The sequence below is a fragment of the Rhizorhapis suberifaciens genome (assembly GCF_014200045.1).
Classification (GTDB): Bacteria; Pseudomonadota; Alphaproteobacteria; order Sphingomonadales; family Sphingomonadaceae; genus Rhizorhapis; species Rhizorhapis suberifaciens.
Map to the genome: position 1 here is coordinate 197,401 of NZ_JACHOV010000003.1, position 26,266 is coordinate 223,666.

Sequence of the window (26,266 nt, forward strand, 5' to 3'; positions counted from 1 at the left end):
CGCCTCAAGCCGAAAGGCTTTGGGATGCGATCCGCAAGGTACGTTTAAGTTTCTTGCCGGTCGCGCCGACATTTAGGTGGGCTGACTGCATTTCGATGGCGTCGATCGCGATAAAGCCGCGTTCGGCCATCAGATCGTTGATCCGATGCAGAAGTTCGGTTGATGACAGGCTTACAACATTCTCGCGAAGCTCAATCAAGGCGATTATCTTGTTGGAACCGCTCGCGTCCAAACGACCAACTATGCTGATCTCGAACACCTCAGGCAATCGCTTCATGAGCCACTCTTCAACCTGGCAACTATAAAGCGTGCCGCCCTCCGTGTGGATCACGTCTGACGTACGATCTACGAAATAAAATAGGCCGTTTTCATTAAAGTAGACAAGGTCACCGGTGAGCCAGTACCCATCGATCTTGTTTTTCTCGCTAAGGGAATGGTTGTTCCAATAGCCCTTGGTGAGCGATTTCGAGATAATACCGAGTCTGCCTACTTCGCCTATTCTGACCCGTTTGCCATTGTCGTCGAATACCGCCGGCCTGATCCAGGGGAACGGCTTGCCGATGCAGCGGTCATATCGGTTGGTTTCTGACGAGTGGACGTTCCTGAACGCTGCAAAGGCGATTTCGGAAGAACCCAGATTATCGACGAAGCGCGAGCCGGGATAACGGATGCCATCCTTTATGTGATGGCCTTTAGCAATCAACGCCTTGATGTGGGACTCGTGATTGGCATCGCCGGTCGCGATCCAATGCATCACGGAGCCCAGATCCCATTGCGACAAGTCCATCCGGCAGAGATCGACGAACACTTTTGGGAAGGCTATTACCAAATCCGGACCGACGCGATCGATTGCATTGAGTAGCGCCGCCGGTTCTTTGCGGGAAGCGATGGAAACCCTCGCCCCCCGGCTGAGGCTAAGCATCAGGAGGGTCATAGCCGCACCATGTGAATGCGGCAGGGCGGACAGAACATGCTCCCCCTTTTGACGGACAATCTGCTCGCGCACACCGTGGAACATGCTCTCGTGGGTGAAGATTGCAGGCTTAGGCAGGCCTGTGGTTCCAGAGGTATGGCCGATCATCATGATGTCGTCGGGCTGGTGGCGGAACGGTTCCGGACGAGGCGGAAAATCTCGACGATTCTTGATGCGATCAATCGGAATGACCGTCGTCGGCAAACCGGCGAAAAGGTCTGCCATCATTGCGGCACGGACCTTATCAACGATCAAGAATTTGGAGCGTACGATGGTGACAAATTCGACGAGAATTTCAGGCCCCAGTACGCCATTGATCGGGTTGGGAATAGCGCCGATCGAGTTGAGCGCAACGAAATGCAAGAAATAGTCGAAATCATCGCCAAGGTAGACAGAAACTACGTCGCGCGCCTCGACGCCTTCAGCAAGATAGGCGCTGGCAAGTAGGTCGGTCCTCGCGACGATGTCGCACAGGGTCAAAGGTTCATCTTCAGTGCTGGTTTCACCGAGAAGAACGACAGCGGTCTCTTGTTCCTCGGGGGCGATTGCAGCATTCAGTTTGTAGACGAAGTTGCCGGCACCTGCCGTTTCATCGGAAAGGACCGCATCAAGGCAGCGTTCACGAAGACTATTCAGTTTCAACATGTTGAGCTCCCGTTAGCCGTTCCCATTGGGTTGGGGGCGAAGGACGATCTGCGGTGGGTCTCAGTGTGTGCTGCGCACGAAGTTTTCCATCATTGCCATGCCGTGTTCGGTGAGGATGGATTCAGGGTGAAATTGCAGTCCGCAGATCGGCCAATCACGATGGGCAAGGCCCATGATCTGCGATCCGGTAGGACCGGCTGCAGCCGCCTGCGCCCCACTGGAACCGTCCGAAACGGTCGCGATTACATCAAAACGATCCGGTATGGCCTCGACGATGAGCGAGTGATAGCGGCCGACAATGGTATCTTGAGGAATATTCTCAAAGATGCCGGCGCCGGAATGGCGGATCGGTGAGGATTTGCCGTGATACGGCAGATCCGCCTTCACCACCCGACCTCCGAACGCTGCCGCAATGCACTGATGACCGAGGCATATGCCCAGAATAGGTTTGCGACCTGCAAAGGCGCGGATCACATCGACGGATATGCCGGCCTGAACGGGGGAACAGGGACCGGGCGAGATAGTGATTGCATCCGGATTAAGCGCATCGATCGTTGATATGTCTAACTCGTCATTGCGGCGAACGACGACATGCTCACCGAGCATTTCGAGAGATTGCGCGACATTATAGGTGAAGGAGTCATAGTTATCGATCAAAAGATGCATCGCCCTGCACTCCGCTTTTAGTCGTTTCAACCAGTGCGGCAGCGGCGGACACGCCGCCCATCTTTTCGACGGTCTCCTGCCATTCCCGTTCGGGATGAGAGTCGAAAACGACGCCCGCGCCGGCCTGGAAATGGAGTTGGCCTTGGTCGAGCACTGCCGTGCGGATCGCGATCGCCTGATCGAGATCGCCGCTGTCGTCGATGAATCCGATTGAACCGCCGTAGATCCCGCGCGATACCGGCTCGAGTTCGCGAATAATCTCAATAGCGCGGATCTTCGGCGCACCGCTTAAAGTTCCCGCCGGAAAAGTCGAAGCGATAACGTCTATGGGATCTATTTCGGGGCGTTTGCGGGCGGATACAGTTGAAGCGAGATGCATGACATGAGAGAAGCGTTCGACGATCATCTTCTCATCGACGCGCACTGATCCAGCTTCTGCTATCCGGCCAAGATCGTTGCGAGCCAAGTCGATGAGCATCACATGCTCGGCCGTTTCCTTTTCATCGGCTACCAGTTCCGCAGCGAGGCGAGCGTCTTCGTCGGGGCATGTGCCGCGGCGGCGCGTACCGGCCAGCGGGCGGGATCGAAGATTCCCCTCAATTGACCGAACCAGCATTTCTGGCGAAGCGCCAACAACCGTCTTGTTTTCGGTTTGAAGATGAAAACTATACGGCGAGGGATTTATCGTCGTAAGCACACGATAAAGTTCGAGGGAAGTTATGTCCGAATGACGGGTTGCCAAACGCGCAAGCACAACCTGCATCGTGTCGCCGGCGATGATGTAATCCCGAATGACGTCAACATTCTTCTCATAGTCGGCCTTGGCGATATCGCCGTCGTCTAAAACCGCGGGAGGTTTGGCGACAGTCCGCACCGCAGCGATGGGTTCACCGGGCTGATCACGGGCTTTGGAGCGCAGCAAATCTATGGCCCGCGCGGTCCGGTCAAGAAATGCTTCCGCTTGGTGCATTGAAGCGGACGTACCGTCGCTGTGGGCGATCAAGTTGATGATGCCCGCCTTGTGATCAAAAACTACAAGGTCCCTGCAGACCCATTGCAAAATATCGGGCAAATCGACAATACTGGACTTGCGCGCTTGCCATCGGACGCCGGGCTCAAAAACGGATACGGCCTCGAAGCCGAAATATCCGAAGAGACCGCCGGTGAAAGGAGGTAGCGGAGGCGAGCAGGACGAGCGGACTGTCGGCGTCATCCTCCGCCGCAACGCGTCGAGCGGGTCGCCGTAGCTTCGACGAACCGTTCCATTCCCAATCATCTCGATCACCTCGTGCCCGGTGATCGCCACCTTCTCGGTTAGATCAAAGCCAATATAGGAATAGGATGGCGTAAATGTTTCACCATTTTTGGATGTCGTTTCAAAAAGGAAACTGTCCCCGTCTCCCTTGAGCGATGCATAGACATCGAGCGGGGAAACCTCATTCGGTAGACGGCGCAAATGAAGACACAATTCAGTCGATGTTTCAGAAGCCTCGAACTTGGTTGGATTAAGAAAATTCATGCTGAATCTCCAAGGACTGGAACATCAATTGGCGAGCGCCTCACGCGCAACTGCCATAAGTGTTTGTCGGCAAAGCTTGCCATTATTGTTGGTTGGAAGTTCGGCGATCTGGAGATGCAGGATCGGCCGTTTATAGCGCTCAAGTCGCTTGGCGATTATATTGTAAGGCGTATCAATCGCAATTCCGTCGGTCTTACCTTCCACGGTGAAAAGTACAGGCCGAATTTCGCCGTCTGCTTCGCTTGCTGGAACGACAATTGCCTCGACAAGATTGGGACAGCTATGCTTGACGAGGCTCTCGATCTCGAAGGGTGATACCCAACGGCCGTAAACCTTGAACCGGTCGTCGGAACGGCCTTTGAAATAGAGAAAGCCACATTCGTCGCGAGAGAAGAGGTCGCCAGTGGCGAACCAGCCATGATCGAACCGCTCAGCGGTTAGATCGTCGCGGCCGAGATAACCGATCGATCTGGCGGGAGAATGAACATGAAGTTCGCCAATCTCCCCCGCTTCGACCGGATTGCCGGCGGCGTCGCGAATTTCGACCTGAATATCCGGCAGCACGCGTCCAAGGCTACCTTCGGGGGTGGACTCGGGATAGTCCGCCGCCGATAGATGAAAGAGCTCTGTCGATCCGTAGCCTTCATAAAGCCGGCTGCCAAAGCGTTGCTCAAAAGCGGCCTTAAGATGGTGCGGAAGGCTGGCGCCGGACGCCACAACAGCGCGCGCGCTTTCAAAGAGGCTTCGCTCTTCCGTCAGCAGCCGACGATAAAGGCTTGGCACCGCAAAGACCATAGTCGGACGGAAACGCTTGATGTTTTCGACAACCAAATGGGGTTGGGCCCAACGCGGATCGAGAATGGCGGAGGCTCCGGCATAAAGCGGAAAAAGAATGCTCGCACCCTGACCGAAGCCGAAAAAGGTTTTTGATGTGGCATAGATGATATCGTTCGAATCCATGCCAAACAAGGCTTCGCCGATCATGCGGCACCCTTCAAGTGCCGCTCGGCTGGCATGCATCACGCCCTTTGGCTCACCGCTCGATCCCGAGGTATATTGCAGGAAGGACAATGCTTCGGGGTCTTTTTCAACAAAATCCGACCAAGTGGGATCAGCCCCGGCGCCTGGAAATCCGATCGGATTCGTCATCCCGACAAAGCGTTCAATCACAATGATTGCAGACGCGAGACCGGCGGCCTTGGTGGCCACATGCATACGCGTTTCATCTCCGGTCCCGATGAAAATGGCACGGGGACGGCTGCCATCCATGATGGACACCAGGTTCTTTTCGTCCTGGCGGGGGCTAAGGATTGCAGGAATCGCGCCTATAGCGAGGCTTGCCAGAAATAGCACGACGAGTTCCAGGTCATCGTCCAGCAAGAGCAGCACACGGTCTCCAGCGGCAATGCCAACAGCAACAAGCGCTGAGGCTGTCTGGCGCACGGACTTATCAAGATCTCCATAGGTTATGCATCGGTCTGGCGTCAGAAATGCGATTGCGGTGGGCGACTTGTCGGCAAGTAATCGTGCGGCAATGTTCCAGCGACCAATCCCTACATCTGTCGATGATCGTTCAAGCGTTGTCATGGTCGCTCCCTTCAGGAATTCGAACTGGGCTGGGAGGCAAACGACGTGGCAATGCCCGAATTTCGACGTCGAGGCGAAGATCGTAGATGTCTGATTGAGTTTTTTGCATCGTGTTTTCTCCATTTGATTAATTGTGGAGATGTACGATAAAATATATTTATCAAGCATATGCGCGCTCGATAATCACGAATAATTCTTCTGATTTTAATTGAAAAAACTTTACATAATGCTCAACGCAATATTGCGTAATAGAGGAATTTAGTTCGTAACTTTATTAAATTACTTATGTTTGCCTTGCACATATTCCATGATTCGAAATATAATTCGCTACAACCGAATATCAACTGTCTATTTCGACAGGTTAAGCGCATGAGGCGTCAATATTTCTTCACGACTGCATGAAGTCAGATCGAGAATGGATTTATCTTCGGTTCGAGTGCGACTCAGACTTCGCTGCCCCCCCATGAGGCGTCTCAGGCAATGAAGGGGGCTAGCACCCGCTCAAGCTGTTGCGCCAGTGCTTCTGCCCGAGTTTCGGCAACGTTTGTGAAGGAAAGAAGCACCGTTTCGGGATCGGCGGGCAGACGTACGGCACATGCTCCAAGCGGCAACAGAAACAGCCCATTTTCGAGCGCCGCCCTGGCGGCGGCCGCACCATCGGTCAGCCCCCGGAACCTTACGACGAGATGGATGCCGCCTCCTTTTTCCGCGATGGAAACCTGATTGCCGAAACTCGAATAAAGCGCTTTCACCAGTCGGTCCCGCCTACGGCGGTAGACCTGACGCATCGCCTGCAGATGCCGGTAGAAATGTCCTTCCTTCATGAAATCCGCGACAACAAACTGCTCCAAAGGCGGACGCGCCGTTCCGCGCCGGCGTGCAACGTCGGCGAATGCTTTGGCCAGGGTGGGCGGAGTTACGAGATAACCCAACCGGAGCGCAGGAAACAGGCTCTTTGAAAACGTTCCGAGATAGATGACGCGCTCGTTTCGATCGGCGCTCTTCAGGGCGCGTGGCGGCCGGCCGACATAATGAAATTCCCCATCATAATCGTCTTCCACGACATAGGCCCCATTCGCTTCCGCCCAGCGAAGCAGCGCATCACAACGCGAACGAGACAGCGAGACTGTCATTGGAAATTGATGGGATGGCGTAACGAAGGCAAGGCGACAAGGATCAGTCAGTTTCGCCAGTTCCTCGACTTCCATTCCCTCCTGATCGACGGATATCGGCACCACTTCGGCTCCGACCGCTTCTAAAATGCGACGCGCCCGCATATATCCCGGATCTTCCAGGGCGACCCGGTCGCCATTTCCGATCATGGCGTCGCAGATCATCGACAAGGAATCTTGATAACCCCCGGTAATGAGCACCTGTTCGCTGTTACATACGACCCCGCGAGCCAAGGCTAGATAGTTAACGATTTCCTGGCGCAACCTTGGAAGTCCCGTCGGGGGCGGGTAATGCATAGACTCCGCGCCAATCATTCGAGCCCGCTTGACCAATAGCCGCGACCAAATCTTGCGCGGAAACTCGTCGAATGCCGGCAAGCCTAATTGGAAGGGAAGAGGCGGACTGGGCTCATCCCGCACATCGGCGTCCGCAAGAGCTGCTATCCTGCTTTTCGGGTCTCCAACTATCCGCTCCAGCCACTCCTTGGCATGCGCTGTGATGATTGTCCCAGCACCGGCACGCGATTCCACAAAGCCCTTGCCGGCCAGAAGCGCATAGGCCGCCTTCACTGTACCGCGAGCAAGTTTGAGCTGGCTCGCGAGCGCCCGCGTCGAAGGTAAGCGATCCCCGGTTGAAAGACCGCCGTTGAGGATCGCGCTCTCAATTCGCCTGGCGATCTCTTCATAGGCGGTGCCCTGATGCGTGACGTCGATGACGAAATCGAAACAAACGGCGCCCATCGGCTTCACCTTGGATCATGTCGCTAGGCGGGATTTGGGCCACGACAAATCGAATGTAAAATATAAATTGGAGAAACCTCTCCCACTTAGAAAGGGAATATTCCGTACATGACAGCTAATCGTTTGGTCCCGAGCAAGGCCTCCCCGGATCTCTATCAGGCCGTATTGCAAGTCGATGCCCTTATCCAGAAATCAGACCTCCCTCCGCAGCTTATGGAGTTGGTAAAAATCCGCGCTTCCCAGATCAATGGCTGTGCCTTCTGCCTGGACTTGCATAGCCAAGCTGCCCGTAAGGCCGACGAGACCCAGAGACGGCTCGACGTTCTGAGCGGATGGCGCGAGGCTGATATTTACAGCCCTGCCGAAAGAGCCGCGCTTGCCTGGACCGAGAGCTTGACGAATATCAGCCAGACCGGAGCAAAGGACCAAGATTATGAGCCGCTCAAGGCGCACTTTAGCGACAAGGACATTGTCGACCTGACGATCCTCATCGGCCTGATAAACCTTTTCAACCGCCTTGCCGTTTCGATGCGCTACGTGGTCGCTTGATCATGACACATCTGCCAAAAAAAGGCGGCTCCTGCACGGCTGACAATATAATTATAGAGCCAATGCTGATAGAAGCGATCGGCATGGACGGTTTTGGGCTGATAAGGCAGTTGCGTCCGCATCTTCGTTCCATGTCGCAATTCAAAGAGGCGCTTTGGCGATTAGACCGCCAAGGATATCGGTTGATTGGCGCAGTTAATGACCGTGCCAGCCTTGTCGGACTCGCGGGCTATCGCCGCGTTGAAAATTTCGTACACGGCCGCTTTTTTTACGTTGACGATCTCGTCGTCGATGAAGCCTGGCGCGGCCGTGGGATCGGTCGTCGATTGCTCTCAGCTCTATGCGTCAACGGGAAAGCCAAGAAATACGACAACCTTGTCCTGGACACCGGTGCCGACAATCGGGCAGCGCAAACCTTTTACAACAGTTTCGGTCTTGTGGCGTCGGCGGTTCATTACATTGGTTCACTTTCGGAACAATAGTCGAGCGATTCATGACGACGGCTTCGCCATGCTTTCTCGGCGCGATATCGCAACATTCCGGAGCGTTGCTACAGTGCAATTGACGGAGGATCGTCATGGTTGGCCACATCGCTGACTACCCTTCTGCGACCACATCGCCAAATCTTCTCGTTTCACTGTTTCGCGCGGACCGAAAGGAAGCTGTGCGTCATACGCTTATCGAGTTGGCGAAAACCTACGGTTTCCTCGGAACGTCCTATCTCCTGATCAAAGGTGGCTCGGCGATGAACCTCTCCACGCTACCTGAACTCACCAGCGTTGAGCTTGAGCAAAGCCTGACGATAGCGACGCAACCATTCATGGCAGCGATGGGAAAAGCGGGGGCGCCCATTGAGTGGGAGCTGTCACAGGATTGCGACGCGATCGATTGCGGTATTGTGCTGCCTTCGACCGCGCGGCGGCTCAGCGACATTGGGGTAGATTACGGCCTGAGCCTCTTAATTGACCTGTCCGACGAGGAAGGTGGCTTACTGACGCTATATGCCCGATCCACAGACAATCCCGATCTCGCCAGCGCGCGCACGGCTATGCCGTTGATTGGCTTTGCGATTCACACCAAGATTCAATCGCTTCCAGAATTCCGTTTTGCGCAGTCGACGGCCCGGCTCTCATGCCGCGAGAAAGAGTGCATCGCATGGGCCGCGCAGGGCAAGAACATTGCCGGAATCTCGGCTATAATGGGCATTACCGAGCGCACAGTTCTCTTTCATATCTCGAACGCCAAGCGCCGCCTCGACGCCGATACAATTGCACATGCAGTCTTCAAGTCTTACGCATGAGTTGGCGCCACTCGTCCCCGCCACGGATTTACCCTCGCCTCAGGGCCAATTTCCGATAATCTAGCTTCAACTGTGCAGCAGCCGACCTCGCAATCCTCGCGGCATGCTCCTACCCCACCATTTTCAATGCCTGGGCGAAGTCGGCAATCAGATCGTCCGCATCCTCCACACCAATCGATATGCGGACCATATTGTCGGTGATGTCGAGCGCTTTCCGCCGCTCTGGCGCGACTGACAAGTGGGTCATCGCCGCCGGATGGCTGGCCAATGTCTCCGTTCCGCCCAGACTGACCGCAAGCTTGGCGATTTTGAGGGAATCGAGGAAGGCGAAGGCCTCCTTTTCACCACCCTTCAGGTAAAGCGAGAAGGTAGAGCCTGCCCCTGAGCAATGACGGTCATAAATATGGCGCTGCCGTTCGCTGCTGGGGAAGCCCAGATAGACGACACGCTGCACTTGCGGCTGTTCGCGCAGCCAGGCGCAGATGCGGGCAGCGTTTTCCCCCGCGCGCGTCATACGCAACTCCAGTGTCTCCAAACTCCGCAGCAGCATCCACGCACTATGGGGATCCAATATGGTGCCGATAGTGTTCCGCATGGCACGGACCTGATCAATCATGCTTTTCGCGCCGAGTACACAGCCAGCCACCAGATCGCTGTGGCCCCCGGCATATTTTGTGAGCGAGTAGACCACCAGGTCCACACCGAACTTCAGCGGCTGGTGCCACAGCGGTCCAAGAAAGGTGTTGTCGATGACGATCGGCGGCTTTTCAGCCTCATTGGCGAACAGGCTGTTGCGAGCCTCGACTACGGCCTCGACGTCCACCAGCACATTGGTCGGGTTGGCGGGGCTTTCCAGATAGATCATCGCCAGACGGCCCATGCCCTTTGCCTTCTTCAGCACGGCATCGATTTCCTCACGGCTCGCGCCTGCAGGAAAATCCAGCCAGTGAACGCCGAACTTGCCCAAAATCCGACCGATCAACGCTTCGGCGGCGGCATAGAGCGGGGCGCTGTGCAGGATCACGTCTCCCGGATGAACGAAGGTGAGAAGCGTGGTAGCGATGGCCGACATTCCGCTGGAGAAGGTCAGCGCGTCCTCGGCATCCTCCCAAACGCCCAGCCGATCTTCGGCAATTTCCTGGTTGGGACCGTTGAAGCGTGAATAAACCAGGCCCTCCGCGCCGCCTGGCCTTATGCCGGTCACTCCTTCAAAATGGCGCTTCCCCGCCTCCGCGCTTTCGAAGACGAAGGTGGAGGTCAGGAAGATAGGCGGCTTTAATGCGCCTTCCGACAGACCCGGGTCGAAGCCGTGTCCCATCATCAACGTGGAGGGCCTTAGCCGCCTTCCGTCAATTTCCAATATGTCCGGCTTGGGCCGTCTGCGGGGCGTTGTTGAGGGGGCAGCGCCTTTTTTCTCACCGGTCATATTTCCGTTCCTCTTCAATACCGCTGCGTGGCGCAGTCATCCGCATGGGGAACAATCTAACCGGCTATGGGTGCCAAAACAAAGACGGTTAAAACAATGAGCGCGACCCCTGCGGTATCAAGCAGCAATCCGGCCTTCAGCATTCGGGGCAGCGCAATATGCCCGGTGGCCCAGGCTATGGCATTGGGGCCCGTACCCGATGGCAGCATGAAGCCCCAACTGGCCGCAAAGGCAGCCGGCAGGGCCAACGTGAGCGGATCGGCGCCCGTCGCCGCAATCAGTCCGGCAACCACTGGCATCATGCCGCTGGCGCTGGCGACGTTGGACGCAAATTCCGTCACCACGACAACCAGCGCCACCAGAGCCAGTGCAATGAAGAGCGGCGGCACGCTTCCCAACGGCTCAAGCGCCGAGCCAAGCCAGCTGTCGAGGCCTGAAGCCGTAACGCCTTCGGCCAGCGCCAGTCCGCCGCCGAACATCATGATCACGCCCCAAGGCGCGCGATTTGCCTCTTGCCAGTTGAGTAGCGGGCGTCCCGTGCCGTCCGGGATAATGAATAGCAGCAGCGCGCCAGCAATGGCTATGCTACCGTCCTCAATGCGGCCTCCCGACAAGGCGGACGGGAAAAGCGGCAACAGCACCCACATTGCCACTACGGCCATAAGCAAGGGAACCAGCCGCTTTTCGGCCACAGACCAGGGGCCCGGCGTACCGATGGCGCCATGCAGGCTGTGCCCATCGAAGCTCTTCGCATCAACGCGCTGGACCCTCATCAAAATGCACCAGCAGAGCGGGACGCCAATGAGCACCAAGGGCATGCCGAAGATTGCCCAGGTCAGGAAATCGATGCGATAGCCGAGGAGCCGCTCGATCAGGCCCGCGGCAATGGCGTTGGTCGGCGATCCCACCAGTGTGCCCAGGCCGCCTATGCTGGCGGCAAAAGCAATCCCCATGGCCAGAGCGCCTGCAAACCCTTCCGTTTCTTCCTTCTCAACGCCAGCAGCCGCGATAACGGCCAGCCCGATCGGCATCATGATCAGGGTTGTAGCAGTGTTGGAGACGATCAGGCTGAGTATTGCTGTGGCCGTCATAAAGGCGAGCAACAGGCCGCCGGGCGTTCGCCCGCCGCGCGCGACAACAGCCAGCGCAAGCCGCCGGTGCAGGCCCGTGCGCTCGATCGCCAGCGCCAGGAAGGCTCCCCCCAACACCAGGAACAGGATCGGCGAATAATAAGCGGCGGCGATTTCCTTGGGCGACATCATTCCCGTCAGTGGAATGACCAGGAAGGGCAGTAAAGCCGTGGCGGTAAGCGGCAGCGCCTCTGTCATCCACCAAGCCGCCATCAGCACAAGAAGCGCGACCATATGCCAGGCGTTGGCAGTCATGCCCGCAGGGGCAGGCAGTGCGAGCAGGACGAAAAAGGCCAGGATGCCGCCCCACAGGCCCATTGTTTTCGTCATTCGGGGGCAAGGCCGATGAGCGAGATCTGACGTCCATATCCCGGCTCACCCTGATGGCAGGAGCGGCGATAGCTGTAGAAGCGGCTGGGCTGCGAATAAGTGTCCTCGCCCAACGCCTCTATGCGGGTCACCCCCGCTTGCGCCAGGCGGGCCACGACATAGGCTTCGATATCGAACTGCTGATGAAAGGGTCTGCCCGCGGTGAAGAAGCGCTCATTGTCGGGATCGGCGCGCAGGAAAGTCGATGCGAAATCGTCGGCCACCTCATATGATGACCGTGCGATGCAGGGACCGACCGCGCATCCGATCCGATCTCTTCGCGCGCCCTGCTTTTCCATCGCCTGCAACACGGCGTCAGTCACCCCGCCCAAAGCGCCCTTCCAACCAGCGTGAGCCGCACCGACGACGCCCGCCTGCTGGTCTGCGAAAAGCACCGGCACGCAATCGGCCGTCAAAATGCCTAGCAACAGCCCTGGCTGGTTGGTCACCATTGCGTCGGCGCTGGGTCGGGCATCCTCCGATATGGGCTCGGTCACGGTCACGACATCAGGAGAATGCACTTGATGAACTGTCACCAGGATCGACCCAGGCAACACCGCTTCACGCGCCAATATACGGTTCTGGTTTATCGCCGTACGATCATCCGCAGAGCCCAAACCGACATTCAGACCGCCATATAGGCCAATGGACACGCCGCCTCGCCGCCCCAGAAAGCCATGCGGCACGCCACCCAATGCGCCGCTACGCAAGATTTCGATCACCCGTTAAACCCCTCAGCCGATGCCCAGTCCGGGTGGACGAAGGCCATCGCCTTGAAAAGGGTGCCCATCTGATCGTCCGCGGTCAACCGGGATCGTGCGTTTTCAATTTCTTCCGCCCGTTCCGGTGATTTTTGGGCCAGCATTGCGGCGCGAGCATCGATGCCGACAGCTTTGAGCCAGGCACCTTGTCCTACCGGACCGAATACCTTCAATCCCGCCTGCCGCGCCATATTGCCAAGGCAAGTGAAATCCACATGTGCGGTAAGGTCGCTTGCACCTGGATCGGCAAAGGGGTTGGAGGCCATGTGTCCGCGCACAGCCTGCAGCGTATCTCCCAACGCCGGACCTTCATAGCCATAGTCGATTATGATGGCGGCCCCGCCCTGCCTGGCGATTCGTAGCGCCAGCGCGTAAGCGACTGTGGCGCTTGCCGGCGAGCTTTCCAGTATCGCGCCTTCAGGGACGTAGCGCAGGGCGTCCGGAACCGCGCTGTCCATCGGGCGAAATCCCGCCATGGGCTCGAACAAGCCCGGCTCGCCATTCAACGCGCGGATCACTACCCGCTCCCGCCAGCCCTTGGGAGTCGCAACCATCTGACGCACGGGAAGCGCGTCGAAAAACTCATTGGCTACAGCGAGGATGGGTCCGCTGGTTGGCAGGCTGTCCAGATCATCGTGCCAGTCTGCATGAGAAATATTGGCCTTCTGCTTGGCCCGGAGAGCCTCGCTGGTTTCGACCAGATGCACCTTTGGCGCAAGCGCCGCCATCTCCATCGCACGCAACGCATCTACAGCGAGCGTGCCGCGACCCGGTCCCAGTTCCACATAAAGGGGATCGGCTTTGCGGCCGCTGCGCATCCAGAGGTCTGCAAGCCAGAGCCCGATCAGTTCGCCAAACATCTGGCTGATTTCTGGCGCAGTGATGAAATCGCCCCCCGCGCCCAGCGGATCGCGACTATTATAATAATGCGCGTTTGCCTCGGCCATATAATGGGCGACCGATATTGGCCCACCGGCATCGATCTGTCGCGCGAGGCGATCGGGAAGTGGCAGCTCGTCAGCCTGCACGCGCACTCCCGTCCGGAAATGCGCCCCGCACGGCCCGGCTGCGAGCGGTGGCGATGAGATACAGGCCGCCCATTATCATGGGCAAGGTGAGCCATTGACCCATATGCAGGCCGGTGCGCGCGGCAAATTCCATCAACTGCGCATCTGCCTCTCGAAAGAATTCCACGGTAAAACGCGCAACGCCATAACCCAGCAGGAAAATGCCGACCAGCATGCCCGGCTGGTAGCGTGCCCGCGTCTTCCAGAAGGCAAACCACAGGATGACGCCGAGCACGACGCCTTCAAGCGCCGCTTCGTAGAGTTGGCTGGGATGACGAGGCACTTCGCCACCTGTGGGAAAGACAATCGCCCATGGCACCTCGCTTGCCTTACCCCAGAGTTCACCATTCACGAAGTTGGCAAGGCGGCCGAAGAACAGCCCGAAGGGTACGCAGCACGCCACATAATCATGTACGCGCAGCCAACTCAGCCCGTTCTTGCGCGCCAGATATAATATGCCGAGCGATACGCCCAAAACGCCGCCGTGGAAAGACATGCCGCCTTCCCACAATTTGAATATGTCGAGCGGCCGTTCGAGAATCGCAGGCTGATAGAAAAAGACGTAGGCCAGTCTTCCGCCCAGAATGATGCCGAGCGTCGCATAGAAGATCATGTCGTCAGCATGACGCCGGGCCAAAGGGGCACCGGGCTGGGCGATCAGCTTCAGCAAATACCAATAGCCGATCAGTATTCCCGACAGATAGGCGAGGCTGTACCATTTGATAGTGAAGAATCCGAGATCCAGCGCGACAGGATCCAGTCCCAGATTTTCAAAACGGACATGAGCCGTGGCAGCGGCGAAAATGGTTTCGATCAAGGCACTTCCCCAGCAATTTCGGCCTGCATAGAGGATGGCGCTGGTAAGACCAAGGGGGAGCGGGATGAAAATGGCCCTCGCACCACGATCGGCAAGGGGATCGAACTGGACATAACTTCATAGATATGAAATATTCTGGTACATGAATTAACTGCCTGGCTTTGCGCCCCTATCACGAGGAGAGTTGAAGTGAAAAATCTGGACGAGGTGCTGACCGGCGCCGGCAACATAGTGGAATTGCTTCGCAATCAGCAGACCGGTCCCAATGTCTACCCTGGGGTTCCCGCAGAATATAGCAATTGGCGCGACGAGCAGTGGGGATGGCAGCACAGCGCAGTGCTGTTCAATCAGTCCTATCATATGGTGGACTTGGCGGTTGAGGGTCCGGACGCCTTCGCCATGCTGAACTATCTCGGCATCAACAGCTTCAAGGGCTTTAGGGTCGACAAAGCCAAGCAATGGGTGCCGGTGACCCCTGAAGGATATGTGATAGGCGACGTCATTCTATTCTATCTCGCGGAGAATTCGTTCAATCTGGTGGGCCGCGCGCCTGCGATCGAATGGGTGGAATATCACGCCGCGACCGGCCAATGGAATGTGAGTGTCACGCGCGATGAACGCTGGGCGATGCGCTCCGACGGAAAACGAAAATCCTATCGTTTTCAGGTGCAGGGCCCCAACGCGATGAAGGTGATCGGACAAGCCATTGGCGCAACTCCGCCCGACCTCAAATTCTTCAACATGACCACGCTCACCATCGCGGGAAAGCAGGTGCGCGCGCTACGCCATGGCATGGCAGGGCAACCGGGATTTGAGCTGTTTGGCCCCTGGGATGAGGGCGAGGAAGTACGCCAAGCCCTGATCACCGCAGGGAAGGCGTTTGACCTGAGGCTGGTTGGCGGTCGCGCCTATTCCTCCAACACGCTCGAGTCCGGCTGGATCCCCTCCCCCTTGCCTGCCGTTTATACCGGCGACAGCATGAAGGCTTATCGCGAATGGCTGCCCGCCGATTGCTATGAGGCCAAGGCGTCGATCGGCGGCAGTTTCGTCTCCGGCAATATCGAAGACTATTATCTGACACCATGGGATCTGGGTTACGGCCCATTCGTCAAGTTCGACCATGACTTCATCGGCCGCGAAGCTCTTGAGAAGATTGCTCAGGGACCGCATCGCCAAAAGGTGACGCTGGCTCTCGACAATGAAGACGTCATGCGGGTGATGAGTTCGATGCTGACCAAGGGCGAGCGCGCGAAGGCGTTCGAATTTCCTTCGGCCGTCTATGCCATGCACCCCTTCGACAGGATATTGGCAGGCGGCGAGACGGTGGGCCTTTCAACCTGGATCGGATATAGTGCAAACGAAGGCCGGATGTTGGCCTTGGCCATGGTTGATGCAGAACGCGCGACGCCCGGCACCCAAGTGACTCTACTCTGGGGTGAGCCAGATGGCGGTTCGGCAAAGCCAACGGTCGAGCGCCATGTCCAGACCGAGATCAAGGCGGTGGTCAGCCCCGTCCCCTATGCGGAAGTGGCCCGGGATTCCTATGCCGAAGGCTGGCGGCGGCGTCAGCCCGCCTGAGAGGAAGGGATAGGCGAACATGCCCAGGCATCCTTATGGCGGATCACAGGCGCTGTGCGCACTGCTCAACAATTATTCGGTTGAAATGACCGCCAAGGATGTGCCTGAGCTTGAAGCGGCAGCAGACAGCATTCCACCCGGCACGAAGATTCCAGTCACCTTCCTGCCGGGCGAAACCTTCGATGACCGCATTGCCGCTGCAAAACATGTGCGGGAGTTGGGCTTCATCCCCATTCCGCACATTTCAGCCCGCAGTTTGGAGTCGCAGGAAGAGTTGGAAAGCTTCCTGTCTGGCCTGCAACGGGAGGCCGCCGTCGATCACGCATTTGTGGTGGCCGGCGATCCACCCCAACCAATGGGACCCTATGAGGATGCACTCAGCATCATCCGCACCGGCCTCCTCGCCCAATATGGCATTCGCCGCGTCGGCATTTCAGGCTATCCAGAGGGTCATCCGGACATAGGCAATGACAAGCTTTGGCGTGCCAAGCGGGACAAACAGGCCGCACTGCACGATCGGGGCCATGACTTTGCGGTCGTAACGCAATTCGCCTTCGATGCTGAACCGGTGCTAAGCTGGCTTGAGCAGGTGCGAGCCGAGGGCGTGGATGCTCTGGTGCGGATCGGGGTTCCGGGCCCTGCGAGCGTGAAGCGGCTGTTGAGCTTTGCCGCTCGTTGCGGTGTAGGCGCATCAGCTAAGGTGATGCGCAAATATGGTCTTTCCATTACCAAATTGCTCTCCACCGCAGGACCGGATGCGCTGATCAAGGACCTTGCCGATGGCCTTGATCCGTCAAAACATGGCGACGTATTGCTGCATTTCTATCCGTTCGGCGGGTTAAGGACGACCGCTGAATGGATACGCGAATTTCGGCGCCGGCAGGGCTGCTAACACCTATTCAGTGTGTGGCCAAAGCCTCGGCCGCGCGGGTCAGGAGGCGGATGCAGCGTTCCTCGACGCCCGGATCAAAGCGCGCGACCGGGATGGCGACGCTGAAGGCCCCTACCGCGACACCATCGACCAGAGCCGCGCATCCGATGCCGATGATCCCCGGCGTGTGCTCCTCGCACGTACGCGCGATGCCGGCGCGCCGCGCTTCTTCTATGTCTGCGCGGAGGGCCTGCTCGCTGACGAGTGTTTTGGGGGTGAATGCCATTCGTTCGATGGAGTTGAAATAGCGGCTGAGTTCGTCCTCATCCAGCCTTGCCAGCAGCGCCTTGCCCGCAGCAAAGCTGTGCAAGGGGGCACGTTGTCCCACCTCCAGGGTATAGCGCAATGCATGTTGGCCGACCTCGCTTGCGACAGCCTCAATCTCAAAACCCCGGCGCACGAAAAAGCTGGCGGTTTCGTTCAGTTGATGCCGGAGCGACGCCACCAGCGGAACCGCACGCTCTGCCACTGTCGGAGCGGCCCTGCGGGGCTGCAACCGCCGGATCGCATCTCCGATGCCATAGAAGCGCCCTGATCGTTCAAGATAGCCGCGCTCTGCAAGCGTGGAGAGCAAATAGGAAAGACTGCTCATGGGAATAGCCAGCGCTGCCGCGATTTCGTGAGCGGCCATTGGCCGTGCCTGACCGACCAGCAGTTCAAGCACGTCGAGCGTCCGCATGGCGGATTTGACGCTGCCGCCTGGTTCAACGCCCGCCATCGGCGCCAGTCAGCAGCAAAGCGTCCATCTGGTCGGCGCCGTCGCGAAGCGCCCGTAGCTTCATCCAGGTCACCGCCGGGTCGATCTTGCCGTAATTGGCAAAGGTTCCGAAACCACAGTCAGTGCTTGCCAGAACCCTTTCCGGCCCCATGAATGAGATGAAACGCTCCAGCCGCTGGCGAATGAGGGCGGGGTGCTCGACATAGTTGGAGCAGCTGTCGATCAATCCCGGAGCAAGGATCTTGTCCGAAGGCAGTCGCGCATCCCGCCACACTTCCCATTCATGTTCGTGGCGCGGATTGGCCGCTTCAAACAGGATGGTCGAGGGGCGGGCGGCAAGTACGATGCCGATCACCTTCTCCAGCGGGATGTCGTGATGATGCGGCCCTTCATAATTGCCCCAGCAAATGTGCATCCGCATTCTGTCGGGCGATATGTTGCGCGTGGCGGCATTCAACGCTTCAACATTCTGGGCGGCGCGCTTGAGGAAATCAGACTCGCTCAAGCCTTGAAAACCCGTATGCGCCGCCATCGCCAGGTCGGGGCAGTCCAATTGCAAATCGAAGCCGGCATCGACAATAGCTTCATATTCCGGACGCATCGCCCCGACCAAGTCCGCAAGATAGGCTTCATGGGTGCCATAATATTGATTGGGCTGAAACGCGGTCACCAGCCCTGGGGATGCGGCGTTGAGGAAGCCGCGCGCGCCGCCGCCATGACGGTCCATCGCCGCCCGGAAGCGGCGGATGTCATCGCGGCAAGGCTCCAATGTGCGCAATTTTACAGGGCCTACGCAAGCCGCCCGAACGAACTCCTGCGCACCCATGATGGCGGTGAGCTTCTTTCGCAAGTCAGGAAGGTCGGCAAGGTCCCGCGCCGGGGTGCGGTCCACATGACCGCCAAATCCTTCCAGCCGCTCGGTAATGTAGGTGGCGTAACCGACCTTGCCGAGTTCGCCATCGCTCATGATGCCAACTCCTGCCGCTGCTTGACGGGCAACGGCATCGTCGATTGCAGCTTGTACCACCCGCTCGAATTCAGTGGAGTCGACCTCCTCGCCATGATCTCGGGCAAGCAACAGGGTTGCCAGTTGATCACCTCTTGGGAGACTGCCGACATGGGTGGTCCGAATGGACATTTGGGTCTCTCCTTGAGTCGTCCTGCGTATTCACTCATTCGAATAATTCAACTACGCGAACGACGCCAGCACTGAGTAGCGATCCACTGCCTGTCCCGCACCGGCACATTCTGGGGTTAACTACCTTTCCGGCTAGGCAACAGAGTTAAAAGTCCGTTAACATCCGTCCTATGAAACGGCGACTTGTCCTTGGCATGGAAACAGCGCGGCATCCTTTCCGCCGAACACTGCCTCCTACCTCGCTGAGTGTGAACAAGAAGGATTTGCGGGCCTCAGACGATCAAGACTGGAAGCTCTTCGCCCTCAGTTTCTCTGCCTTCTTCACGGCATTTTACACCTTTATTGCCTGAGCCGTTCACGCGAGGGGGGCAACCTTTTCAAACGCACGCCTGATGCAGTTTCCATGCGAGCCAAGCCGACAGCAAGCACATGGCCGCCACCAGCAGCAGCGCACCGGTGATCGAAAGTCCTAGCCCGGTGGCGCCTAATATTGCCAGGGCGCCGATCGTCATTGCGCCTGAATTCACAACATTGTTGGCCGCCACCGTACGGGCAGTCTCGCTCTTGCTGACGGTTGTGGTGAGAAAGGCATAGAGCGGCACGACAAACATCCCGCCGCTGATCGCGATGCCGAGAAGCGCGATAAGCACTTGCCAGGCCCCGCTATGGTCGATGAAGGTCCAGACGTCGTACAGCTCACCCTCCGGCGCGCCGATCCAGCTTCTGGCGACGACATACAGAAAGAGGATGAAACCAGCCATCAGCACCACCGACAGGGGACCAAATTTCGCCGATACCTTGCCCTGCAGCAGCCGGTTGATCAGCACTGAACCCAGGGCCACGCCGATTGAAAAGATAGCGAGGAAGAGGCTGGCCACTTCCTTGCTAGCTGTGAAGACATTCTTCACGAGCGGCGGGAAGATTATGATGAGGATGGAACCGATCATCCAGAAGAAGCTGATGGCGCAGATTGCCAGGAAGAGCCTGGGAATGTGCATAGTTACGCTGATCAGCCGCCATGATGACCGGAACACATGATGGTCGATCTTGATAGGATCGCCCACGGGCGGCGCAGGCGGAATCTGCCGCCCGCTATAATAACCGAGCAACGCCACAAGGACGACGCCGATGGCGGTCGCTTCCGCATTGATCCAGCCAGCCGCTATGGTGCCGGCAAGAATGGCGAGGTAGGTCCCCGCCTCGACCAGCCCGGTGCCGCCGAGCACCTCGTCATCATTGAGATGCTGAGGCAGGATGGCGTATTTTATAGGCCCGAAAAACGTCGAATGTACGCCCATCGCCAATACGGCTACCAGCATTAGCGGGATGTTCTCCAGCAGCAGTCCCGTCGCGCCCACCGCCATGATGATCACTTCCGCCGCTTTCACTATCCTGACGATCCGCGCCTTGTCGGTGGCGTCCGCCAGCTGGCCGGAAAGGGCCGAAAGCAGGAAGAAGGGCAGAATGAAGAGCCCCGTCGCCAACGCATTGAAATTGGATTCCATGCGCGGGTCATCATAGATCGCATAGGTTGCGAACAGCACCATGGCGGTCTTGAACAGATTGTCGTTGAAGGCCCCCAGGAACTGAGTGACGAAGATGGGCAGGAACCTTCGCTTGCCAAGAAGCCTAAGGGATGCCTGCATGTGGGGATGTTCTCGTTGTTGCCGGAAGGTAAGGTGAGGTGCCATGTAGCCTGTGCGAGCGGCGCGGCCAATAGGGTTTATGCTCATCCACCAACATTCACCCGACGGATTTCCATTGTTTGAGAAAAGCATTATGGCGGTGGGCGACAATGCTGACGCTGCCGAACATATTAACGCTCTCCCGGATTTTCGCGGTGCCTTTGCTCGTTGGCCTATTGTGGTTTCCACAATGGGAGACGGGCTATGCCTTCGGCTTTGCATTATATTGCCTGATGGGCGTCACCGATTATTTCGATGGCTATCTGGCACGCGCCAAGGGCACGGTGTCGAAGCTGGGTATCTTCCTTGATCCCATTGCGGATAAGATCATGATCGCGGCGGTGATCCTGATGTTGGCGGCGACGCGCGATATTGCAGGCATTCATATCATTGCGGGCATCATCATCCTGCTTCGCGAAATCGCCGTATCCGGGCTCCGCGAATTTCTGGCCGATCTACGGGTTTCGGTTCCCGTGTCGAAACTGGCAAAGTGGAAAACGGCTTTTCAGCTGATTGCGCTTGGAGCGCTTATCCTGGCCGGCGCTTTGCCCCAGTTTGCCATGGTGAAGCAAATCGGGCTGACGACGCTTTGGGCAGCGGCGATTCTGACGCTGGTCACGGGGTGGGATTATCTTCGCGTCGGCGTGAAGCATATGGATTGATACGGTGGCAAAGCTCGAAATTCTATATTTTTCATGGGTGCGTGAACGCATCGGCCTGGATGGGGAAACCATCGACCATCCCGGCGGAGAGATGCAGGTCATCGATCTTATCGCAATGCTCGCGCGGCGGGGCGGAGGCTACGCCCAGGCTTTTGCCGAGCCGGCTCGGCTGCGTGCAGCATTGGACCAGAAGTTCGTGTCTCTTGAGACGTCTTTGGGTTCGGGGAGGGAACTGGCGATCTTCCCGCCAGTTACCGGGGGATGATTTCGGTTTCTGTCCAGACCGACACATTCGACCCCGGCACCGAACAGGCGGCGCTGGAGGCGAGCGGCGGCGGCGCGGTCGCAAGCTTTACAGGGCTTGTGCGCGGCGACGGTGGCTTGGTTGAACTGCACCTGGACCATTACCCGGCGATGACGCAGTCGCAGCTTGAGGCGCTGGCGAGGGAAGCCGCCGAACGCTGGTCCTTGCTTGGGGTTCGGCTCATCCATCGCGTCGGTGCGCTGGCGCCGGGCGACCGCATCGTATTCGTCGCGACGGCCGCGCGACACCGGCAAGCGGCTCTTGAAAGCTGCGCTTTCCTGATCGATTGGTTGAAGACCAGCGCCCCTTTCTGGAAACGGGAACGCTTTGCTGACGGTCGCACCAGCTGGGTGGAATCACGCCAAGCGGACGAGGAACGCGCCGCTCAATGGCGCCAAACTTAGATTGATGTCGAGCCAGATGGAAGCATCGGCGACTTGCTGGATATGTACCTCGGACACATTGGCCATGATCGATCACCAGCGAGGCCCAGGGCTCAACGACCAACTGCTTCAGCGCTTTCCGTGATCGAAGCAGGAACGGCTAACCTTTGTCAGCCGCCCTTCATCTTCGTTCATGCAGACTGTCCCGTACTTTCGGCAAGAAGTCAGGAGAGTGCAGATGTTGAGGATCCCGTTCATTGTAGGTTTGGCCACTGCGCTCGCCAGTTGCGGTGACGCGTCATATGATTCTCGCGGTGTAGAGCATGAAGAAACTCTCCTTTCGGTCAGTGCTATCGGTCAGTCAGAAACCCAACCCGACCAGGCGCAATTTCAAGCAGGCATAAACACCTGGGATAAAACGGCCAAAGCGGCTAGCGAGGCCAATCTAAGGAAGATTCAGGAAATCTTGAGTGCTTTGAGGAGGGTGGGAATTGCCCAAAAGGACATTCAGACGCGTGCTATGAATGTCCAGCGGATCGATTGGGGGGAACGGAAAGGTCAATATCAGGCAAGCAACATCGTGAATGTTACTGTGAGGAATGTTGACAAGGCCGGTGCTGCGGTCACCGCTACCACGACCGCCGGCGCAAATATCGTCAGCGGACCGGATTTGCGGATGGCAAACCCCGAAAGGGCCGCAACAAGCGCCTATACCAATGCATATAAGGCCGCGTATGCACGAGCCGAAGCCTATGCCAAGGCAGCGGGAATGAAGATCAGCCGTGTACTGACGATCCGGGATTCTGGAGGGATGCAGGGGAGCCGCTATCTGCCCGGCGCCATTCCGGCTGCTCCGCCTCCTGTGGTCATGGCTGAGCAGGCCGCGAATGCATCAGCGGGCATCATGGCTGGTCAGACGACCAGCGCTGTTGCCATTCAGGTGGATTTCGCCCTTACCCGGCAATAGAGCCGCTCCGTATCAGGTAGCCATTGCGGTCTGCCCCAGGTCGATCTTGCGGGGGCGCTGGCAGGCATGGACTGGGAAGCAGGCAGCTTCAGCTTACTGCGGCACCGCCCCACCTTCTCCCATCCGCCGTCCATAAACCGGCACCACGTCATCGCTCGTCCGTCCGTGCAACGCTTCGATCTCCGCCTTGCGCTGCTTCAGGTACAGCTCGCGATAGGCCGCATAAGGGTCATCCTCCTTGCGGATCTGCTGGACGGTATCGTCAAAGGCGGCACGCTCGCCGAGTTGGTTGAGGATCGTCGCTGGGATGACATAGGCTGGCTCGGTGAAGGGCTTCCCGACCAGGAAGGGCACTGCCATCTTGTCCACCGTATCGCCAATAATATCGCGCAGCGTCGTCGGCCCGACGATCGGCAGATACATGTATGGCCCGGGTCCTACGCCATAATAGCCGAGCACATTGGCAAGGCCGTTGGGACGGTAGGGCAGGTAAAAGGGCTTGCGCTTGGCGACGTCGAACAGCCCGGCGACGCCCAGCGTAGTGTTGAGGGTGAAGCGCCCCGCCGTCTCAAACGCCTTGCCTGGCTTCAGCTGGAGCATATAAGCGGCGAACACCACCGGCTCTTGCAGATTGGCGAAGAAGTTGCGGAAGCCCTTGCGCACGGGTTTAGGCAGGCCCTTGTTATAGGCCTTTGCCACCGGCTCGACCACTGCCTTGTCGACCGACTGCACCGCCTCGAAGCTTTTCGCGTTGAGATTTTCCAACGGGTCCCCAGGCGGCGCCCGCTCCGCGCCGGTCACCACGATGTCGTGCTGTGGGTCCGTGTCGTTCGTCGATGGGGGAGCCGCAGGAGCGTCCAGCGTGGCCCCGGCCCCCGCATCATCGACCACCGGCGGCTTTTCTGGCGGCGGCGCATCGACCGTTGCCATCTGCGCGCCCATCATCAACATTCCCGCAGCGATGCCCGGCAGCAGCATAGTCCAGTCCTTTGCAGCGGCCGATCGCCACGTGCGGCTGGGCCCTTCGAAATTCATGACGGATCCACGGATATGTTCCATGGACCATCCAGCACAGCGCGGCTAAAGAGGATGCGGCGCTCAGTCAATAGAGCGGGCCTGCCGGAAAGGGCTACGGAGGCATTTCAATCGGCCTGGAATGCTCCCGATATGGAAGCTTTTGGATCCTCGACTTTAGATGATGGGTCGTTGCGATGACGTGCATTAGTATTTTTCCCTCGGGTACGAGCAGCCCAAAAAGGGGGACCCATTCATGCATTCCGCCGCCCGTAGTCTTCTATCGACCAGCGCGTTTCTCCTGGCCTGCGCGGCGCACAGATCATCGGATGGGGCTGGATGTACCTGTCGACCGTGCTCGACGACTTCTCGCGCTGCATCTCAATGCATGAGCCGCCAAGGGAACGGCAGTTTCTGGGATCAACCATGCCCGCCTAACCCTCGGACATCGCGGGAGAATATACTGGCCACTTGGCCGGGCCGGGACATGGGGGAATTTAAGAGGATAGTGGTGCCGCTTAGGTGACTCGAACACCTGACCCCATCATTACGAATGATGTGCTCTACCGGCTGAGCTAAAGCGGCCCTATCCTTTGGCGGCGCTTACCAAGGTCCGGGGCGTCTGACAAGCCGCCATTGCAGCTATTCCATCGGTTTACGGTTAACGTCTTCGCAATATGATTCACCCGATCTTTACCCTCGCCATGCGAGACTCAGGGTTGGAACAGTTTGCGACGGGACGGGCAATGGACAATCCGCTTGGGCACGACATGGCCCATCATCTGGAGGATCTGGATTATGCGGCGGAGGATTCGGCCATAGAGCCACCGCCCGAGATCAGCACCGACGAGCGCCGGATGCATGTGCGCGCTTATAATCATTGGGCATCGCTGCTGCAGGACCGCCGCTTTCCTTCCATCGAAGATCTGGAACCTGCAAGCATAGAGGATTTTGCGCCCTACAGCGTATTGCTGGACTTCACCGCCAGCCTGGAAAATCCGGCCGTGCCCTATCTCGGATCGGCCCTACGGCAGGAATGCGACATTCATGGGGAAATAGAGCATATCGCCGATGTGCCCAGCCGTTCCTTGCTGTCACGGCTAACGGACCATTATCTTCAGATCATCGCCAATGGAGCGCCGATCGGTTTCGAGGCCGAGTTCCTGAACCAGCGCGGCACCGAAATATTGTATCGCGGCATATTGATGCCCTTTTCATCCGACGATGACACGATCGATTTCATCTACGGCGTCATCAACTGGAAGGAAATGGCCGACCGCAATCTGACCGACGAGCTGATTTTGGAAGTAGGTCAGGCCCTGCGCAGCGCGCCCTCTGCCGCCATTAATACGCCGATATGGGCGGATGGGCCCTCGGCTGTTTTTCCCGAACCGCTGCTTCCGGCCGAACAGGACGGAACGCTTGTCCTTGCCGAGCCTGACGCCGACGCCCCGCTTGCCGATTGGCTGGCGCTTGCCCGCGATTTTGCGGGCGAAGCCCAGGCCGTGGAGGATCGTAGCCATTCCGCGCTCTATCGCGCTATTGGCCTTGCCTATGATTTCGCCCTCTTGGCTCGGAACAACGCGCAGGAATATGCTGAACTGCTGCAGGATGCCGGGATAAAGGTGCAGGCGCGCGCGCCGATGACGCCGATCGTCAAGCTGATCTTCGGGGCAAATTACGACAAGACGCGTCTTGCCGAATATGCCACCGCCCTTGATCACGGAATGGCCGGACAAATAGAAAAAAGCACTTTGGCGGCCTATCTGGAAGCCTATCCGGGCGGTCTGAAGGCGCTGGTGCGAAATGAGCGCCTTGCCCGCAAGCAGCAGCGTACCAGCCAGTCCAATCCTGTACATGAAGCGCGTCGGAAACTCTGCAGCGCGCTTGCCATACCGTTCGAGGAAATCGCTACAGACGAAGAAGGACTTGCCGTTATGGTGGGCCGCCGCGAGGCCGACGGGAGCCTTTCCATAGTCGCAGCCATCGATGGAAATTCGGTGCTTGCGGAGCGAGTCGTCCGCAAGGCTGCGGCGTAGAGCGAGTTTCGGTGACGAGTAACTAAGGAATTCTTGATAATATAGTTTCTTCTGATCGAAACTATGTTGCCATATTAGGGTTGGGGGCTGCGCAAGCACCGGTTATAGTAGGGCCATAATGATGA

The 26,266-nt window shown here is 57.9% G+C and carries 25 protein-coding genes and 1 tRNA gene; 11 read left to right on the top strand and 15 right to left on the bottom strand.

The window, feature by feature from the left end:
- Positions 1 to 4: 4 nt before the first annotated feature.
- From HNQ99_RS05145 to pdxR, 5 genes are all read right to left on the bottom strand, one after another.
- On the bottom strand, positions 5 to 1,618 hold the full coding sequence (locus HNQ99_RS05145) for a class I adenylate-forming enzyme family protein (RefSeq protein WP_184474565.1): 1,614 nt from the start codon (positions 1,616 to 1,618) through the stop codon (positions 5 to 7).
- 60 nt (positions 1,619 to 1,678) lie between these two features.
- Positions 1,679 to 2,284, bottom strand: a complete 606-nt coding sequence (locus tag HNQ99_RS05150; RefSeq protein ID WP_184474566.1) for an anthranilate synthase component II — start codon at positions 2,282 to 2,284, stop codon at positions 1,679 to 1,681.
- A complete protein-coding gene (locus tag HNQ99_RS05155; protein ID WP_184474567.1) occupies positions 2,265 to 3,803 on the bottom strand; it encodes an anthranilate synthase component I family protein in 1,539 nt (512 codons plus the stop codon). Before HNQ99_RS05155 ends, HNQ99_RS05150 begins: the two co-directional genes overlap by 20 nt.
- 24 nt (positions 3,804 to 3,827) lie before the next feature.
- Complete coding sequence (locus HNQ99_RS05160; RefSeq protein ID WP_184474568.1) at positions 3,828 to 5,390, bottom strand: AMP-binding protein; 1,563 nt, start codon at positions 5,388 to 5,390, stop codon at positions 3,828 to 3,830.
- Between the two features lie 473 nt (positions 5,391 to 5,863).
- Entirely contained in the window at positions 5,864 to 7,303 is a 1,440-nt protein-coding gene (gene pdxR / locus HNQ99_RS05165) for a MocR-like pyridoxine biosynthesis transcription factor PdxR (protein WP_184474569.1), read from the bottom strand.
- 108 nt (positions 7,304 to 7,411) lie between these two features.
- Between pdxR and HNQ99_RS05170 the strand changes: the two genes are divergently transcribed.
- From HNQ99_RS05170 to HNQ99_RS05180, 3 genes are all read left to right on the top strand, one after another.
- Entirely contained in the window at positions 7,412 to 7,852 is a 441-nt protein-coding gene (locus tag HNQ99_RS05170) for a carboxymuconolactone decarboxylase family protein (RefSeq protein ID WP_184474570.1), read from the top strand.
- A 62-nt stretch (positions 7,853 to 7,914) separates the two neighbouring features.
- On the top strand, positions 7,915 to 8,334 hold the full coding sequence (locus HNQ99_RS05175; RefSeq protein ID WP_184474571.1) for a GNAT family N-acetyltransferase: 420 nt from the start codon (positions 7,915 to 7,917) through the stop codon (positions 8,332 to 8,334).
- A gap of 95 nt (positions 8,335 to 8,429) precedes the next feature.
- On the top strand, positions 8,430 to 9,152 hold the full coding sequence (locus tag HNQ99_RS05180; protein WP_184474572.1) for a helix-turn-helix transcriptional regulator: 723 nt from the start codon (positions 8,430 to 8,432) through the stop codon (positions 9,150 to 9,152).
- A gap of 109 nt (positions 9,153 to 9,261) precedes the next feature.
- Here the strand turns inward: HNQ99_RS05180 and HNQ99_RS05185 are convergent, their stop codons facing one another.
- Genes HNQ99_RS05185 through lgt form a run of 5 tightly spaced genes read right to left on the bottom strand, consistent with a single transcriptional unit; the run spans position 9,262 to position 14,722 of the window.
- Positions 9,262 to 10,578, bottom strand: coding sequence for a cystathionine gamma-synthase family protein (locus HNQ99_RS05185; RefSeq protein ID WP_184474573.1), 1,317 nt, complete (start codon positions 10,576 to 10,578; stop codon positions 9,262 to 9,264).
- Positions 10,579 to 10,634: 56 nt separating this feature from the next.
- The gene (locus HNQ99_RS05190; protein ID WP_184474574.1) at positions 10,635 to 12,038 is read right to left on the bottom strand and encodes an SLC13 family permease; all 1,404 of its coding nucleotides are present in this window, start codon (positions 12,036 to 12,038) and stop codon (positions 10,635 to 10,637) included.
- On the bottom strand, positions 12,035 to 12,799 hold the full coding sequence (pgeF, locus tag HNQ99_RS05195) for a peptidoglycan editing factor PgeF (RefSeq protein ID WP_184474575.1): 765 nt from the start codon (positions 12,797 to 12,799) through the stop codon (positions 12,035 to 12,037). Before pgeF ends, HNQ99_RS05190 begins: the two co-directional genes overlap by 4 nt.
- Positions 12,796 to 13,866: a class I SAM-dependent methyltransferase gene (locus HNQ99_RS05200; protein WP_322790317.1), complete on the bottom strand. Its 1,071-nt coding sequence runs from the start codon at positions 13,864 to 13,866 to the stop codon at positions 12,796 to 12,798. The genes pgeF and HNQ99_RS05200 overlap by 4 nt, the downstream gene beginning before the upstream one ends.
- A complete protein-coding gene (gene lgt, locus HNQ99_RS05205) occupies positions 13,856 to 14,722 on the bottom strand; it encodes a prolipoprotein diacylglyceryl transferase (protein ID WP_184474576.1) in 867 nt (288 codons plus the stop codon). Before lgt ends, HNQ99_RS05200 begins: the two co-directional genes overlap by 11 nt.
- A 189-nt stretch (positions 14,723 to 14,911) precedes the next feature.
- On the opposite strand from lgt, the gene desA reads away from it, so the two are divergent.
- Both desA and HNQ99_RS05215 read left to right on the top strand, forming a co-directional pair.
- Complete coding sequence (gene desA, locus HNQ99_RS05210) at positions 14,912 to 16,300, top strand: syringate O-demethylase (protein ID WP_322790318.1); 1,389 nt, start codon at positions 14,912 to 14,914, stop codon at positions 16,298 to 16,300.
- 19 nt (positions 16,301 to 16,319) lie between these two features.
- Positions 16,320 to 17,192, top strand: a complete 873-nt coding sequence (locus HNQ99_RS05215) for a methylenetetrahydrofolate reductase (RefSeq protein WP_184474577.1) — start codon at positions 16,320 to 16,322, stop codon at positions 17,190 to 17,192.
- A 7-nt stretch (positions 17,193 to 17,199) separates the two neighbouring features.
- Here the strand turns inward: HNQ99_RS05215 and HNQ99_RS05220 are convergent, their stop codons facing one another.
- Positions 17,200 to 17,949, bottom strand: coding sequence for an IclR family transcriptional regulator (locus tag HNQ99_RS05220; protein WP_246414535.1), 750 nt, complete (start codon positions 17,947 to 17,949; stop codon positions 17,200 to 17,202).
- Complete coding sequence (locus HNQ99_RS05225; RefSeq protein WP_184474578.1) at positions 17,936 to 19,087, bottom strand: cobalamin-independent methionine synthase II family protein; 1,152 nt, start codon at positions 19,085 to 19,087, stop codon at positions 17,936 to 17,938. The genes HNQ99_RS05220 and HNQ99_RS05225 overlap by 14 nt, the downstream gene beginning before the upstream one ends.
- Positions 19,088 to 19,257: 170 nt before the next feature.
- Here HNQ99_RS05225 and HNQ99_RS16590 point away from each other — a divergent pair, with 170 nt between their 5' ends.
- Positions 19,258 to 19,437 carry a hypothetical protein gene (locus tag HNQ99_RS16590; RefSeq protein WP_246414538.1) on the top strand — a complete coding sequence of 60 codons (180 nt, stop codon included), beginning with the start codon at positions 19,258 to 19,260 and terminating at the stop codon, positions 19,435 to 19,437.
- Positions 19,438 to 19,464: 27 nt separating this feature from the next.
- Here HNQ99_RS16590 and HNQ99_RS05230 read toward each other — a convergent pair whose 3' ends face one another.
- Positions 19,465 to 20,733 (bottom strand): MFS transporter, encoded by a 1,269-nt coding sequence (locus tag HNQ99_RS05230; protein WP_184474579.1) that lies wholly within the window; start codon positions 20,731 to 20,733, stop codon positions 19,465 to 19,467.
- A gap of 149 nt (positions 20,734 to 20,882) precedes the next feature.
- On the opposite strand from HNQ99_RS05230, the gene pgsA reads away from it, so the two are divergent.
- The 4 genes from pgsA to HNQ99_RS05250 all read left to right on the top strand — a co-directional run bounded on the left by pgsA (position 20,883) and on the right by HNQ99_RS05250 (position 23,088).
- Positions 20,883 to 21,434, top strand: a complete 552-nt coding sequence (gene pgsA / locus HNQ99_RS05235; protein ID WP_184474580.1) for a CDP-diacylglycerol--glycerol-3-phosphate 3-phosphatidyltransferase — start codon at positions 20,883 to 20,885, stop codon at positions 21,432 to 21,434.
- A gap of 4 nt (positions 21,435 to 21,438) precedes the next feature.
- Positions 21,439 to 21,699, top strand: coding sequence for a MoaD/ThiS family protein (locus HNQ99_RS05240; protein ID WP_184474581.1), 261 nt, complete (start codon positions 21,439 to 21,441; stop codon positions 21,697 to 21,699).
- A complete protein-coding gene (locus tag HNQ99_RS05245; protein ID WP_184474582.1) occupies positions 21,696 to 22,142 on the top strand; it encodes a molybdenum cofactor biosynthesis protein MoaE in 447 nt (148 codons plus the stop codon). The genes HNQ99_RS05240 and HNQ99_RS05245 overlap by 4 nt, the downstream gene beginning before the upstream one ends.
- Before the next feature lie 217 nt (positions 22,143 to 22,359).
- A complete protein-coding gene (locus tag HNQ99_RS05250; protein ID WP_184474583.1) occupies positions 22,360 to 23,088 on the top strand; it encodes an SIMPL domain-containing protein in 729 nt (242 codons plus the stop codon).
- A 93-nt stretch (positions 23,089 to 23,181) separates the two neighbouring features.
- On the opposite strand, the gene HNQ99_RS05255 is transcribed toward HNQ99_RS05250, so the two are convergent.
- Both HNQ99_RS05255 and HNQ99_RS05260 read right to left on the bottom strand, forming a co-directional pair.
- Positions 23,182 to 24,066: an MlaA family lipoprotein gene (locus HNQ99_RS05255; protein WP_184474723.1), complete on the bottom strand. Its 885-nt coding sequence runs from the start codon at positions 24,064 to 24,066 to the stop codon at positions 23,182 to 23,184.
- 545 nt (positions 24,067 to 24,611) lie between these two features.
- Positions 24,612 to 24,687 (bottom strand) — tRNA-Thr (locus HNQ99_RS05260).
- A gap of 161 nt (positions 24,688 to 24,848) precedes the next feature.
- Here HNQ99_RS05260 and HNQ99_RS05265 point away from each other — a divergent pair.
- Positions 24,849 to 26,141 carry a PAS domain-containing protein gene (locus tag HNQ99_RS05265; protein WP_184474584.1) on the top strand — a complete coding sequence of 431 codons (1,293 nt, stop codon included), beginning with the start codon at positions 24,849 to 24,851 and terminating at the stop codon, positions 26,139 to 26,141.
- Positions 26,142 to 26,266: the final 125 nt, after the last annotated feature.